The organism is Neochlamydia sp. AcF65, from assembly GCF_018342435.1.
In the GTDB taxonomy this organism is placed as follows: Bacteria; Chlamydiota; Chlamydiia; order Chlamydiales; family Parachlamydiaceae; genus Neochlamydia.
Map to the genome: position 1 here is coordinate 1 of NZ_JAEMUE010000067.1, position 14,192 is coordinate 14,192.

12 protein-coding genes and 1 pseudogene are annotated in these 14,192 nt (G+C 38.5%); 6 read left to right on the forward strand and 7 right to left on the reverse strand.

Going from position 1 to position 14,192, the window contains the following annotated elements:
- The 3 genes from NEOC65_RS08090 to NEOC65_RS08100 all read left to right on the forward strand — a co-directional run.
- Positions 1-401: integrase core domain-containing protein (locus NEOC65_RS08090; RefSeq protein ID WP_213156097.1), on the forward strand; the 401-nt coding region annotated here is incomplete at its 5' end.
- Positions 402-436: 35 nt separating this feature from the next.
- Positions 437-679: a hypothetical protein gene (locus tag NEOC65_RS08095; RefSeq protein ID WP_213156211.1), complete on the forward strand. Its 243-nt coding sequence runs from the start codon at positions 437-439 to the stop codon at positions 677-679.
- A gap of 666 nt (positions 680-1,345) precedes the next feature.
- Entirely contained in the window at positions 1,346-3,169 is a 1,824-nt protein-coding gene (locus NEOC65_RS08100; protein ID WP_213156212.1) for an F-box/LRR-repeat protein, read from the forward strand.
- 259 nt (positions 3,170-3,428) lie between these two features.
- On the opposite strand, the pseudogene NEOC65_RS08105 reads toward NEOC65_RS08100, so the two are convergent.
- The 6 genes and pseudogenes from NEOC65_RS08105 to NEOC65_RS08125 form a co-directional block, all read right to left on the reverse strand.
- Positions 3,429-3,869, reverse strand: a pseudogene (locus tag NEOC65_RS08105) (tetratricopeptide repeat protein); the annotation flags it as partial.
- Positions 3,870-4,110: 241 nt separating this feature from the next.
- Complete coding sequence (locus tag NEOC65_RS09735; protein WP_283248280.1) at positions 4,111-4,236, reverse strand: hypothetical protein; 126 nt, start codon at positions 4,234-4,236, stop codon at positions 4,111-4,113.
- 125 nt (positions 4,237-4,361) lie between these two features.
- A complete protein-coding gene (locus tag NEOC65_RS08110) occupies positions 4,362-5,042 on the reverse strand; it encodes an adenylate kinase (protein WP_249299126.1) in 681 nt (226 codons plus the stop codon).
- 85 nt (positions 5,043-5,127) lie between these two features.
- Positions 5,128-7,893 carry an ATP-dependent zinc metalloprotease FtsH gene (gene ftsH, locus NEOC65_RS08115; protein ID WP_213156215.1) on the reverse strand — a complete coding sequence of 922 codons (2,766 nt, stop codon included), beginning with the start codon at positions 7,891-7,893 and terminating at the stop codon, positions 5,128-5,130.
- A 397-nt stretch (positions 7,894-8,290) separates the two neighbouring features.
- Positions 8,291-9,616, reverse strand: coding sequence for a tRNA lysidine(34) synthetase TilS (tilS, locus tag NEOC65_RS08120; RefSeq protein WP_213156216.1), 1,326 nt, complete (start codon positions 9,614-9,616; stop codon positions 8,291-8,293).
- A 4-nt stretch (positions 9,617-9,620) separates the two neighbouring features.
- On the reverse strand, positions 9,621-9,959 hold the full coding sequence (locus NEOC65_RS08125) for a DUF4339 domain-containing protein (protein WP_213156217.1): 339 nt from the start codon (positions 9,957-9,959) through the stop codon (positions 9,621-9,623).
- A 287-nt stretch (positions 9,960-10,246) separates the two neighbouring features.
- Between NEOC65_RS08125 and NEOC65_RS08130 the strand changes: the two genes are divergently transcribed.
- The 3 genes from NEOC65_RS08130 to NEOC65_RS08140 all read left to right on the forward strand — a co-directional run bounded on the left by NEOC65_RS08130 (position 10,247) and on the right by NEOC65_RS08140 (position 13,034).
- A complete protein-coding gene (locus NEOC65_RS08130; protein ID WP_213156218.1) occupies positions 10,247-11,395 on the forward strand; it encodes an LptF/LptG family permease in 1,149 nt (382 codons plus the stop codon).
- Complete coding sequence (locus NEOC65_RS08135; RefSeq protein ID WP_213156219.1) at positions 11,395-12,471, forward strand: LptF/LptG family permease; 1,077 nt, start codon at positions 11,395-11,397, stop codon at positions 12,469-12,471. The genes NEOC65_RS08130 and NEOC65_RS08135 overlap by 1 nt, the downstream gene beginning before the upstream one ends.
- A gap of 77 nt (positions 12,472-12,548) precedes the next feature.
- Positions 12,549-13,034, forward strand: coding sequence for a 7-cyano-7-deazaguanine synthase (locus NEOC65_RS08140; protein WP_213156228.1), 486 nt, complete (start codon positions 12,549-12,551; stop codon positions 13,032-13,034).
- 599 nt (positions 13,035-13,633) lie between these two features.
- Here the strand turns inward: NEOC65_RS08140 and NEOC65_RS08145 are convergent.
- Entirely contained in the window at positions 13,634-14,185 is a 552-nt protein-coding gene (locus NEOC65_RS08145; protein WP_213156220.1) for a hypothetical protein, read from the reverse strand.
- Positions 14,186-14,192: the final 7 nt, after the last annotated feature.

Here is a 14,192-nt window from a genome sequence, read left to right on the forward strand (position 1 = left end):
AGCAAGATATTCGTATCTTAAGAATATTGACCGATCGTGGTACAGAGTACTGCGGAGCAAGAGAGCATCATGAGTATGAACTTTATCTGGCCATTGAAGACATTGACCATTCTCGCACTAAAGCCAGGCATCCTCAAACCAATGGAATCTGCGAAAGGTTTCATCAGACCATCCAGAACGAATTTTATGCCACAGCTTTTAGGAAGAAAGTGTTTAAAAATGTTGAAGAATTACAAGGGGATGTGGATAAATGGATGAATGAGTATAATAATGAGAGAACACATACAGGAAAGTATTGTTTTGGCAAGACGCCTTTACAAACATTCTTAGATGCCAAACATCTTGCACAAGAAAAGATGTTAGATAAGTTACAACTGACAGAAATAGTACCTGCCAGGTAACTCATGTTTGTCAGGTCAAGTACTGTCCAGGACATATGAGTCCTATTGAAAAATTTATTGCAGAAACAGGAAGCACTACCAATAAGCTTAATTTTACTCCTATCCGTATTGTTCATGATCCTAAAAACCTGGTAGAATTTTTACAAAAGCCCGGATGTCGTATCAAATTTTTAGGCTTTGACGCTCGTATTAAAGATACCTTGGAGCAGCAGCTGGATGCAGTTTGCCCTCAAGAAGGTCGAACATTTAAAATAATGTATGTAGCACCCAAGAAATAATATTTTTTAATTAGTATTTTCCCTTAAGAAGCTAAGGAGGAGGCAGGAGTATTTTTCCTTTCTCCTCTCATCTTCACCACCACGCCATCAAGTTAAAGTTCTTGGAGAGTAATAAAATCCAAATACTCATCTGCGTCTCCTGCGATAAATACTTTAAGCCTATTTTGTTAAGCAATCGGCCTTGTTGTGTAAATGATCTAATAGCCCGTCTAAGTGCTATCACCTATTAGCACTCATTGCCCTTTGGGCATTCCAAGCTTTGTCATCTTGTTCATAACCAAAGATTTGGTAGATAATTCTGCTTGTTGATAGGCTAGTTTCCTAGCACCATAAATTTATGCTTCCTCTTTGCACTAAAGCTTTGTTATACTCGGGCCAATTACGTATGCGGTAGTTAAGCTTTTTTTTCCATAGCTTGCCTATATTTTTGTTGTTGCAAACTAGTTTTATAGCTCTTAAGCGTTAAAGAGTAATCTTATCGCATACACTTCTTATCATTTACGCAACAACACCTGTATTAATCCTTCCTTATCTGGCCAACACTTTTAATTACACCAAAAGCCAAGAATATTTTTAGTATTTTCTTGCACGCTTTGCGTGTTTTTTTATATCTTTTCATCAATAAGAGTCTTAAAGATTTAGATAAATCTTAACAAAGGCTATAAAATGCATACTAACCCTTCTGTTACTTTTGCACGTTTACCTAATGAAGTGCTAATTTCCATTTTAGAGTATTGCGCCACACCTTCCTTATCTAGCGTGTGTGGAAAATGGCGGTATCTTCTAGCTAGTGAAGTCATGCCTTCTCTTTATAAGCAAATCTTTAAAGTTCATTTCCCTCAAGGAAATGTTAATAAGCATGCTTCTATCTTAGATAAAATTTATAACCTAGAGGATGGACTTTCTCCCATACAAAAGATAAAAGCAATCTTTAAGCAAACGTTTACTCTAGCTGAATCCCTTTCCACTGTAGAATTTAAATATACCTCTAAGGAAAATATATATTTCACATCAGCTAATTACGCCTCTTATCTGTTAAATATTAATCGCCTCTTAATATGGAAAAGATTGCCGGGTGGAGAGGAATACTTAGAGCAAGAAGAGATCAAGCATTTGTCTTTAGCAGGAAAAGGAGATTTTTTTAAGGATTGGATTGAAAATTATGGCAAAGATGTGAGGGGGTTAGACTTAAGAGAAGTAGGCTTAACCTTTTTACCTCCAGAGATAGGGCAGCTTTCTCAGCTGCAAGAGCTTAGTTTAAACGACAACCAGCTTACGTTCCTTCCAGTAGAGATAGGGCAGCTCTCTCAATTGCAATGCCTTTACTTAAACAACAACCGGCTTATCTCTCTTCCGGTAGAGATAGGGCAGCTATCTCAGTTGCAACAGCTTCACTTAAGCAGCAACCAGCTTATCGCTGTTCCTGCAGAGATAAGCCACCTCTCGCAGTTGCAATTTCTTAACTTAAACAGCAACCAGCTTACCTCCCTTCCTGCAGAGATAAGCCACCTCTCGCAGTTGCAATTTCTTAACTTAAACAGCAACCAGCTTACCTCCCTTCCTGCAGAGCTAGGGCAGCTTTCTCAATTGCCAGCCCTTGACTTAAGCAACAACCAGCTTACCATCCTTCCTGCAAAGATAGGGCAGCTCTCTCAATTGCAATCTCTTTGTTTAAACTGCAACCAGCTTACCTCCCTCCCCGCGGAGATAGGGCAGCTTTCTCAATTGAAATGGCTTTATTTAAACGACAATCAGCTTACCTACCTTCCTGCCGATATAGGCCAGCTCTCTCGGCTGCTAGGCCTTGAATTGAATGCCAACCAGCTCACCTCCCTTCCTGCAGAGTTAGGTCAGCTGTCTCAACTCATTAGACTTTCTTTAAACGGCAACCAGCTTGCCTCATTGCCTGTAGAGATAGGACAGCTCTCTCAATTGCAATGGCTTTATTTAAACGACAATAAACTTACCTACCTTCCTACCGAGATAGGGCAGCTTTCTCAATTGGAATGGCTTTATTTAAACGACAATCAACTTAACTCCCTTCCTGCCGAGCTATGCCAGCTCTCTCAATTGCAATCCCTTAACTTAAACAACAACCAGCTTACCACCCTTTCTGCAGAGATAGGCCTGCTTTCCCAGCTGCAAGAGCTTTATTTAAACAACAATCGGCTTACCACTATTCCAGCAACGATAGGGCAGCTTTCGCGGTTGAATTGTCTTAACTTGGAGGACAACCACCTTGCCTTTCTTCCTGCAGAGATAGGGCAGCTTTACCAGCTGCAAGAGCTTTATTTAAACAACAACCAGCTCACTACTATTCCTGCAAAGATAGGGCAGTTATGGCAGCTGGAAGTGCTTAACTTAAAAAATAATCAGCTTATCACTGTTCCGATAGAGATAATGCAGATAGCGGAGGAATTAGATCTTGATCTAGAGGGAACTCCATTGGAAAGTATTCATAAGAATATAAGGCAAGGATTTAGCCTATAACTGAAAAAGCTTGTATCTGCGCCCTTAGTTTGTTAAAGGGAAGATATTAAGAGGATGAGAAGATTTTAAGGATATAAAGAACATGAGGCCTCTTATAGAGGCACAACAGTTAAAGATACGTTTTCATTTAAGGCAGGGCAAGAGAAGTTTGAGCAGATTTTTGTATATTTTCGTTGTATGTTTAAAAGTAAAAGTGAGTGAATGTTTAAAAACTGTTTCTAAGGCACACAAATAAATGTCAAAATATATCAAAAGATAATCAAATAACAAGGTTAATGACGAGCACTTTCTTGGCATGCTCGGTTGCCTGCTTCAAACCCCTTCGGTCTTGGTAGATACGTGCTAGGCTGATGTAATCGCTTACCAAAGCAGGGCTATTTTCCCCAGAAAGATTAGCTTCAATGGCAAGCGCTTGCTTGACATATTCAGCCGCCTTGCCCAAATTGCCTTTTTCTTGATAAATGCCTTCCAGGTTATTATAAAGAATTGTTACTGTGGAATGAGTTTCACTAAAAAGCTTAAGGCCAATGGTGAGACTTTTCTTGACATAGTCGACCTTCTTGTCTAAATTGCCTTGCATGTGATAGATGCCTCCCAGGTTGTTGTAAATTATCGCCAACTCAGGAGTAGTTTCTTCAAAAAGCTTAAGATTATTAGTAAGCGCTTTTTGCGCATACTCAGCTACATTCACTAAATTGCCTTGTTCTTGATAGAGACTTTCTAGGTTATTGTAAAAATTGCCATATGAGGATGATTTTCATCAAAAAGCTTAAGGCTAATGGCAAAAGGTTTTTTAACGTACTTAGCAGCTTGGTCTAAAAATTCTTGAGCAGTATAAATAATTCCAAGAAAACCTAAAATATATGGGTCTCAGGTTTTGCTTTTTTGCTAACTTGTAATACTTTCTTGCCTCTTTATATTGAAAAAGTCTTAGAGCTATATCACCTTGTGTCTTCGGTGAGCCTATCGTCTAAATCTGATAATTTGAGATTCTCTTCATGGCCTGCTAAAAAATCATGCATAGCTTGATAAATTCGATCACCCGTAGGCTCGATTGGCAAAGACATCATCATCCTTCAAAAAATTTGATATAATTGTAGATCATTACATTTAAGAATCTAATCTATTGCAATTCTAGCAGTCTCTTTAATGCAAGCGACCACCCCTGCAAAGCAAGAACCATTTCAAAACTTTAAGAAGCTTTAGTATAGGAGCTAAGCGCCTCCTCTATATGACTTTTAATTTCTGCAAAGACCTGTTCGGGCACATCCTCGCCATTAATGCTAATTACCCCGTAACGCTGAGAATAAAACTCCTCTAAAGGCATGGTTTGCTCATTATAAACCTTTAAGCGCTCTTTAACAACTTCCAATCTATCATCTTCCCTTTGATAAAGAGCCTCTTGTCCACATTTATCGCAGATGCCTGCCCGTAGAGGAGCTGAAAAGAAGCTATTATAAATGGCTCCACATTGCTTACAGATTAGGCGGCCTACTGCACGTTTTGTAATCACTTCTTCGTCTACAGCAAGCTTGAAAACGATAACATGTACATTTTTTAATAAAGTTGTGCTTACCTTTTCAGCTTGTGCTAAAGTACGGGGCACACCGTCTAACAAATAGCCTCTGTTACAATCGGGCAATCCCACTCTATCATTGACCATTTCTAATACCAGATCGTCTGGAACAAGGTGGCCAGCATTTATATATTCTTTAGCTTTCAGACCTAACAAGGTATTTTTCTTAATATGCTCTCTGAATAAATCTCCCGTGGAAATTTGAGGGAGAGACAAAGTTTGACTAAGTAATTTAGTTTGAGTACCTTTTCCAGAGCCGGGTGCTCCCAGCAAAATGACAATCAATTTCTTTTCCATAATCGTTTCCATTTTCATTTAGAAGAAAAAAAGAATAACCGATGAGAGTTTTTAAAGTCTTCATCGGTTATTCTTTTTTTTTGCTTTATCCAATTATTTTGGACGCAAAAGAAGGTTCATTAGAAGTTTTACCGGGCGCAGCTAAAGGCTCATCTGCTGGAGGTGGAGGGGGAGGTGTTAAGCCACTTTTTTTATGCAGCTCATCCGCAATCTTAAGTTTCTTGCGTTTTTCTTCCATCGACCATTTGCCATTGATGATATTGTTAATATCTTCCGCGTCTAAGGTCTCAAACTCCATGAGCATTTGAGTCATCAGCTCAACTTCATGGCGCTTGTCGCGAATAATCTGTCTGGCCGTTTCAAGGGCTGCATCCAAGATTTTTCTCACCTCTTCATCAATAGCCTGTGCCGTGCTCTCGGAATATTTTTTTTCATGATAACCTTGCATGCCTAAATATTGGCCACTTTCAGACCTTTCATCATAGGCCACAGCTCCAAGCTTATCGCTCATTCCCCATTCGCATACCATGCTACGGGCAATATGTGTAGCTTGATCAATATCTTGCTTGGCTCCACTAGAGATATCACTGACAAAAATTTCTTCAGCCACACGACCGCCCATTAATACTGCGAGTTGATCGATCAGCTCCCTCTTCCAATAACTCAGCCGATTTTTCTTAGGCAAGAACATGGTAGAACCTAAAGAAAGGCCACGGGGTATAATGGTCACTTTATCCACAGGATCAGCATTTTTAACCACCAGGCCGATAATAGCATGACCCGATTCATGGTAAGCTGTGGTAAGTTTTTCATTTTCGTCGATTTCTAAGCTTCGTCTTTCTTTACCATATAGAACCTTATCTCGAGCTTCTACTACTTCACTTGAGGTTACTGCTGAACGGCCTTTGCGTGCAGCAGCAAGCGCAGCTTCATTCAATAAGTTAGCTAAATCGGCACCTGAAGAGCCTGGTGTACTGCGTGCTACGCTCATCAAATCCACGGAAGGATCCATTTTAATTTTGCGCGCATGGACTTTAAGAATATCATAGCGCCCTTTAACATCGGGTAAGCTAATGATCACGCGGCGATCAAAACGACCAGGACGTAGTAAAGCTTTATCGAGCACATCCGGACGATTGGTGGCAGCCATTAAAATTACACCTTCATTCGTATCAAAACCATCCATTTCGACTAAAAGCTGGTTCAAAGTTTGTTCACGTTCATCATGGCCGCCTCCAATACCGGCACCACGATGGCGTCCTACAGCGTCGATTTCATCGATAAACACAATACAAGGCGCGTTCTTTTTCGCTTGGTCAAATAGATCGCGAATACGGCTAGCTCCTACCCCTACAAACATTTCCACAAAGTCTGAGCCTGAGATGGAAAAAAAGGGACGATCGGCTTCACCGGCCACCGCTTTAGCGACCAAGGTTTTACCTGTACCTGGAGGACCAATGCACAATACGCCTTTGGGAATTTTTCCACCTAAAGCAGTAAATTTTCCTGGACTTTTTAGAAATTCTACAATCTCTTGGAGCTCTTCAATCGCTTCATCTACTCCTGCCACATCCTTAAAAGTAATTTTATTATTACTTTTATTCATTAATTTAGCAGGAGACTTGCCAAAGTTTAAAGCGCTATTGCCCATGCCTCTCATCTGACGCGAGAAAACAAAATAGAGAACTAGCATGACTAACAAGACAGGCAGAAGAGTGAAAAAATAGCTAAGATAATTAGGAGAAGGCTCTTCACTTTTAAAGGTTTTTTCCATGACTACATTCAATGGCTGATCAGGAGCTTTAAAATAGCCGCCTCGATTGCTTTGGAAATTATCCCATTCCTCTTTAGCATTGATAAACCACTGATGGTAGACTTCAGGATCTTGTTTTTCTAAAGTCCTCGTAGAAACCTCTTGGTTATTAAAAAACCAGATGACATTAGTAACCGCTTGACGAGCTTTATCTAGCTGAATTTGATTATCTTCTAAAGCTGATGTTATCCTGGATAGTTCGTCTAAAACTTGTCTGTAATTTCTTACACTCCTTAGTAAAGCTAAGCGCATGCCATTTTGAGGGGTGTTTAATTCATTAATGATTCCCTCTAAATCTTCCACGGCTTTTTTGTAAAGGGTAAGCCGCTCCTCGGGTTTAAGGATAGAACTTTTAGCATGAGAAACTTGGCTATCCAATTTCTTTAAAACTTGTTTAATGGATTCGCTACCAATTCCTAGCAAAGAAGACCGGAAATTTTGAATTAAACCTGATAAAGCATTCCCATATTGATTTAAGGCTTGCTCATCTAAAGAGCCTGGAAAGTTAGCTAATTGTTTTTTTAATTCCAGGAAACTCGTCAATCCACTAGTTTTATTAACTTCATGAATTACAATAGCAGCATTGGGTTGAGCTGGACTATAAAACTGATCGACTACCACATATCCATGGGCTGGTATAGGCAATCCACTCAACTGTAAAAACAACCCTGTGGCCTCTATAATTTTTTCACGTTGTCCATTTAGATCTTTAAGAATGCGTTCTTTTTCGCTTGTCAATTCATGATTGGTATTGAGAAGGTCAATGAATTTGAAACGATTTTTCCCTTCTTCAGTTTGACGTTCACGAAACCTACCGCTAAATGTCACTAAATTGTCATTTAGAGCGATTTTACGGCTGTCCTCGGGTTGAATAAGCTGAAGGTTGACCAAATGCTCAAGCTGATAGCTAAAAGAGACTTTAGCATGCTTTGTTTCAATAAAATTTTGAACCATCAAAGCGAACAGAAAGGCTGCCATTAGAAACCAAATGAAATTATTGGAAAAACCTTTTCTATCCTGTTTTTTATCTTCATCCATGATTAACCTTATGCACCTTAGCGAGTAATGTGTTTAGAAATTGCTAGCTTAAAAAAAATTAAACCAGAAATTATTTTAAAACTAATTTTTTTGGGTTAAAAACCATTGTATCAGATAGGCTATTCACCATCAAGTAAGTTCTCAAAGAGCCAAATCTATAGCAAATAAAAGATTTAGGGCTTTTTTTGTTACCCCTTTCAACTTTCTTCTACTCTATAAAATTATATATAATAAATCCCATTAAATAACTTAAAGCTGAATTTTCTTGGCAAAAAATTTTGACAAATTCTTGAAGAGCGTCATCCTGGATTATATTTATCTCAAAAGCTCTCCGTTGATTTGCACTTAACTCTCGTTAAAAATGGTGACTTACAAGAAAAACTTAATCATTTTGTGTTTAAGTAGAAGATCGGTAACGTAGGATGACCTTCCAATGTTTAAAGCCTTTTGGATGAGCATCGACTAGCCTGCGCTTTGCCAAAAATTCATAGATAATTTGATCATCTGCCCATAAAGTAGGAAAAGCATAACGCATGAAGGCTGGTATTTTAGCATTTGTCCACCACTTATCTAATGATGAGTTGCCCCTTTTAAAGCAATACTTTCCTAAGGGAATTTGAATGGATAGATGACCCAACCAGGCCTGTTGCCATCCTGTAATAGATGGATCAGAATCTAAAGATTCAGTCACTTCAATGGCCCAGCTCCCCGCAAAATATTTTCCTACTTTATCGAAAGAAAGCTCTTCTTTAAAATCTACTAGAGGCTTGCTCATTACAAATAAACGTCCTCGATCTATATAAATCCAAGTATCTTTAGCTAAAAGCTGGCAATTGGCCGCCTTAGCATGAATCTTTTTGCAAGCCTGTTCTATTAGATGGCGCGAAAGTTTTAAACCTTCGCTTTCACAAACTTTTCTAATCAAATACTTCATTTCAAACTCAGAACAGATCTCATGAGCTTGAAAGTTTAAGTACGAGCCAAAAGGTCCCTTAGATATATCTGTAAGATAACCTTGTAAATGGCCATCTAAGTAATTTTTTAGTTCTTGTGCTTCGCGGCCTAAGCGGCAAAGGCTTTCTTCTATCTTTTTCCCAAATGTGCTAGCTAGATGCGGAATAATTTTCTGGCGGAAACGCGCACGCAAAAATCTTTCATCTTCATTGGTTTTATCCTCAAAAAACTTATAATTTTTACGGGCAAGCCATTGCTTGATTTGGGATTTAGAGCAGGTTAAAAGAGGTCGCCACAGCTTCAACGTCTGATAATCTGTTACAGGAGTCATCCCCCCTAAATAAGGCAGACTCCCTCCTTCTAAAACTTTTTTCAAGACCGTTTCTGCTTGATCATTTAAATGGTGTCCTAGGATAACAGCTTGATAACCATGCTGATGGCATAGTTTCTTAAAAAAAGCTAAACGTTCATGACGGCAAGCTTCTTCCATGTTGCCAGAGAGCTGGGCAATATTTAAATCTTTTAAATAAATAGGTACATGCATTGAAGCAGCTAAATGCTGTAGCTGATGGGCTTCTTCTTTGCTTTCTGCGCGCCAGCCATGGTCTACATGGGCCGCAGCAAAGTTTAAAGCTTTTAAATTCCTATATTTTATAAGGAGATAGAAAAGAGCAAGAGAATCTGAGCCTCCAGATAATCCCAAAAGCACGGGCTGCTGATGGTTAGCATGAATATTTAAAAAATCAAATAGAGTTTCTTCTAAATTCATTTATCTAGAAATTGTAAAATTGATAGAAAACATAGAGACAAAGGAATAGCAACACAATTAGCCAATAGATAAAAAAGGGAGACTGAGGTTTTTCCAGTAACAAAAGGGAATCTTCTTGAAGCTGCGGTTTATTGGGTTTAAATTTATCGTTAAGCTCTTGCGAATGATGGTCTTCAAACAAGACTTTTAATTCTGGGACTTGGCGCGCCAGTAGCCAGCCTTTCCATTCTATTTTCCGCACCCATGTATCTGGGGTCAAGCGTGGATGAATTTTTAGCTCGGCAATACTAAAAGGTCCTTCTTTTTGATCGTCAATCTTGATAAACCACTCTTTCTTGTCCATAGGCTCTCTTTAGTTTATATTTTTATATAGCAGGCAAAAAAAAGATTGGGGGTCTCTTGTTTAATAACTCATTTAAAACATTCATTCGCTAATATCTGCATTAAAGAAAGCTTTTACCTATTTAAACTTTAGCTAGCCACCCACACAACTCTTAATTGATCAACTTGCATTAATCTTTTTCTAATATTATGGAGCTCTACGCTCTAGTGCCCATCCCCACAATCCTGATTGAGACAAATGATTGATTCATTGTATGCTATTTTTTAGCTAATTTTTAGAGTTAAAAAATGCCTATAATCTGGCGCTACTTGTTAAAGCAGTATATAAAAGTTTTTTTTCTTTGCCTACTGTCTTTTATTTTTATTCTTTTAATTACCCGGCTAGATGAGATAGCTCACTTTGCTGCCTTAGGATCTGAAGGATGGATCATTTTATGGTTTGCTTTGCAGCAAATCCCCTATTTACTTCCTGTCGCTATCCCTATTTCCTGTTTAATTTCAGCAATAATTTTAATGCAGCGTTTATCTCAATCTCATGAAATGACAGCCTTTCGGGCGTGCGGCCTTTCTTTGCGTGAGGTGCTGGCTCCTTTGTTAATAGCAAGCTTCTTCATAGCAGCCCTAAACTTTTATATTGTTTCCGAATTGGCTACTCAATCCCATTTGCAGACGGGCCTTACAAAAATGGAGCTACGCACTATTAATCCGCTCCTCCTTCTCCATAACAAACACTTAATGCGCCTAAGAGGTATATTTTCAGACACTTTAGGTCACTCTCATACGGGTGAATATGCGGGTGATAGCATTCTTGCTATCCCTAATAAGCACAATTCTAGTATCCATTTAATTTTAGCCAAAAACTTACAAGCAAATTCAGCGACCTTCCAAGGTAGCCAGATGACATTAATCACTCCTACGCATAGCAATCACCTACCCCGTCATGATGACTTGCTGGTCGAAAATATTGGTGAAATGAAAACATCTATTAAAGACTTTGCTCAGCTACTTCAAAAAAAAGTTTGGACATTAAATAATGACCATCTACGTCTTGCCTTATTAAAAGCACGTATACAAGATTTGAAAAAAGAAAAAGCCCTGCGTGAACATGGCGATAATGATAGAATAGGCTTAAAACAAGTTTCCCATCACCTTAATCGAAGTTATGCAGAGCTGATTCGGCGTGTTTCCATTTCCTTAGCAGCCTTCACCTTTACATTAATGGGTGCCTCCTTTGGGATGAGCATTGGTAGAAATCCCCATCATCGAGGGCTTATTTATGTCATAGGATTAGCAGCCTTATATATTGTAGCTTTTTTCTTCGCCAAAGGGGCAGAACATCAGCTAGTGCTCTCCACCCTATTCTATCTGCTCCCTCAAATGATTATTATTCTCGCCGCTTTAAACATGCTTTCGCGTTTGTCCAAAGGAATCGAATAATGATTAAAATCTGGCCTCGTTATTTTTTAAAAGAAACTATAAAATCTTTTTTTCTTTTCATTTTAACTTTTTATGGTCTTTATGTATTAATTGATTATTCTAGCCATGCCAGCAGTTTCCATTATCATCACCTTTATTTTCAAGTTTACGAAATAGCTCTTTACTATGTCTGCGAATTTGTCCAAAGAATGGAAGTTTTCGTTCCTTTTGGCTTGCTTTTAGCTACCATCCGTACTCTTACTAATTTAAATATCCATAACGAGTTGGTAGCGCTAATGGCTAGCGGTATCCCCCTTCGAACATTAATCAGACCTTTTATCTTTTTGGGAATGACGATGGTCTTCCTCATGTATATAAACACTCAGTTTTGGATCCCTCTAGCCTTGCAGAAAATTAAGCAGATCGAGCAAACCCACCGTATCCACAAGCATAAAGGCCTTCTTCAGTTAGCAGTAAAAAACTTAAATTTAAAGGATAATAGCCATATTATTTTTCATGATTATAACTCTAACGAAAAAAAACTTGTGGACGCCTATTGGATCCGTGATATTAATGATATTTATCGGATTAAATACCTTTATCCCTATAGTCAGCCTCCTGTAGGGCATTTTATCGATCATTTTAAACGCCAACCTACGGGCGAGCTTGTGATTATAAAAAGTTTCGACCTTCTCTCTTTTCCGGAAATGCGTTTTCACAAACGCGATCTCTTTCAAGGAATAACAAATCCGGAAGATGAATCTCTCTCTGAATTATGGAAGAAACTCCCTCCTTTTTTTAGCATACTAAGCCAGAAAGAATCTCACAGAGCCTCTGTGTTTTACCATAAAATGATTGTACCTTGGTTATGCTTACTAGTCGTTGTCGGTATTGCACCCTTCTGCGTAAAGTACTCACGTACTCTTTCCCCTTTTTTTATCTATGCTTTAGGTATTTTTGGTTTAGTGGCCATCTATCTTCTCCTTAATGCTACTCTTGTGCTAGGAAAAAGGCAGGTAGTCGAACCTTGGCTAGCTACTCTCTTACCTTTTTTCATCTGCGCAAGCCTAGCCTTTTATCGATACTTAAAACTCTAAATTGAAGATCCCTTTATTTAGTAATAGAGCTTACGCACGTCAGCAAAATTGCTACATATTGCTAGGTTAAACATTGTATTGTCCAAATTAACTCATGTGTATTTGAATCTTCCTCTTTAGAATCAGCTCTAGCTGTAACAAAAAATCGATCAAAAGAAAATATAGGCGCAGGGAAAACTCCCAATACCTATGTGCCAGTGCGTAACGCTCTTTTTCTAGCTTATGCTATGGAGCAAGCTGAAATACTAGATGCTCAGGAAATTTATTTAGGAGCTAATGCCTTAGATGCTCCCTCCTATCCCGACTGTATACTTAGCTACATTCAAGCTTTTCAGCAGGTTTTAAACGTGGGCACTAAGCAAGCTGCTGAAGGAAACTCGCCTCAGCTTTTAACACCTTTAATCCAGTGGGATAAAGCCGAAATTATTCGCCAGGGCATTGCTTTAGACGTGCCTACACACATGACTTTTAGCTGTTACGATCTGGCACCTCAGCAAAACCCTTGGGGCCAATGCGATGCATGCATCTTAAGGACCTATGGATTTGCAGCAGCAGTAGGATAAAGTCCCTTTTAAGTAACACTCTATTAAAAAGTTCATAAAGATTTTATTTATCATTGACATAAGAAAGGAAGAGGAGCTGCTCTATTGCAGAAGAATCCCAACAGCTTACCACTTGAAAGGATTTTATAGAAAATTTGCTGAGCTCTTTATACGTTTTTGAAATATTCCTTATGCAGTCATGCAACTTATAAAATCCCTTCTACTAAGTAGAGAAGCATATCTCAAAGGGCTGGGTAGGCAGGCTAAGCTTTTTTAAAGCGTATAATAAGGAATATAAAAGTTAGATCAATATTGTTACTAATTCGCCAAGCTTGCCTCTACTTGCGCCCACCGTGCGTATGCTATAGTTTGCATGGAAAGCTTGGAGAAGTCTCATGCGCCTTTTAAGCTGCCCCTCATGCACATCTATACTTTATAAAAGCATCCTCTTAAGTCAATTGGTAGCTTTGAAAGGATTAGGTATGCAAGCCTAGCTTTATAAGCGTATTACTTAAAATTTCGCCTACCAGGCTAGCCTGTTCAGCTTCTTTATAGCTATCTAGCAAGCTTAGTACAGCACCAGATAGACGGCTTAAAGCGATAAAATTGGGAATATAAATTTATTTCTTACTTTCATTTTGAACCATTTTCAAAGCTTCCTCAAACTTTTCTTCCTCTATCTTCATGTATCTGTTGGGGTTTTCAGAAGCGGTAAACATATAGTCTATTTGGGCTTTTGTAGAAGAAAGAGCCCCGAAATGGGGGTAATAAATATTGTAGCCTGAGGGGTCCTCCAGAAAAATTGCAATCTTAATATCATTAGGGGTAAAGGGATAATTTTTTAAGTAGGGTCTAATCCTTTCATGGGTATTGATAATTTGAAGCATTTCTTGTACGCAATCTACAATGATTCTACGCCCTTCCTCTCGGCTTATGGGACCTATTTTTTCAAAACTTAAGGCTAGCATAGTCACTACTCCGTCAGGCATACCTATACCTGTACCAATAGTACGCAGATTATATTTTGCCTGAAGTTTTTTAGAGGTTTTATTTAAAATGTCGCTAACAAATACCGCCTGTTCAGGTTCTTCGTAACTATCCAATACGCTTAGCATACAGCTAGATAAAGTAAACATTAAAATGAAGAAAAATAGAAAATAAATTTTATTCATAAATTAC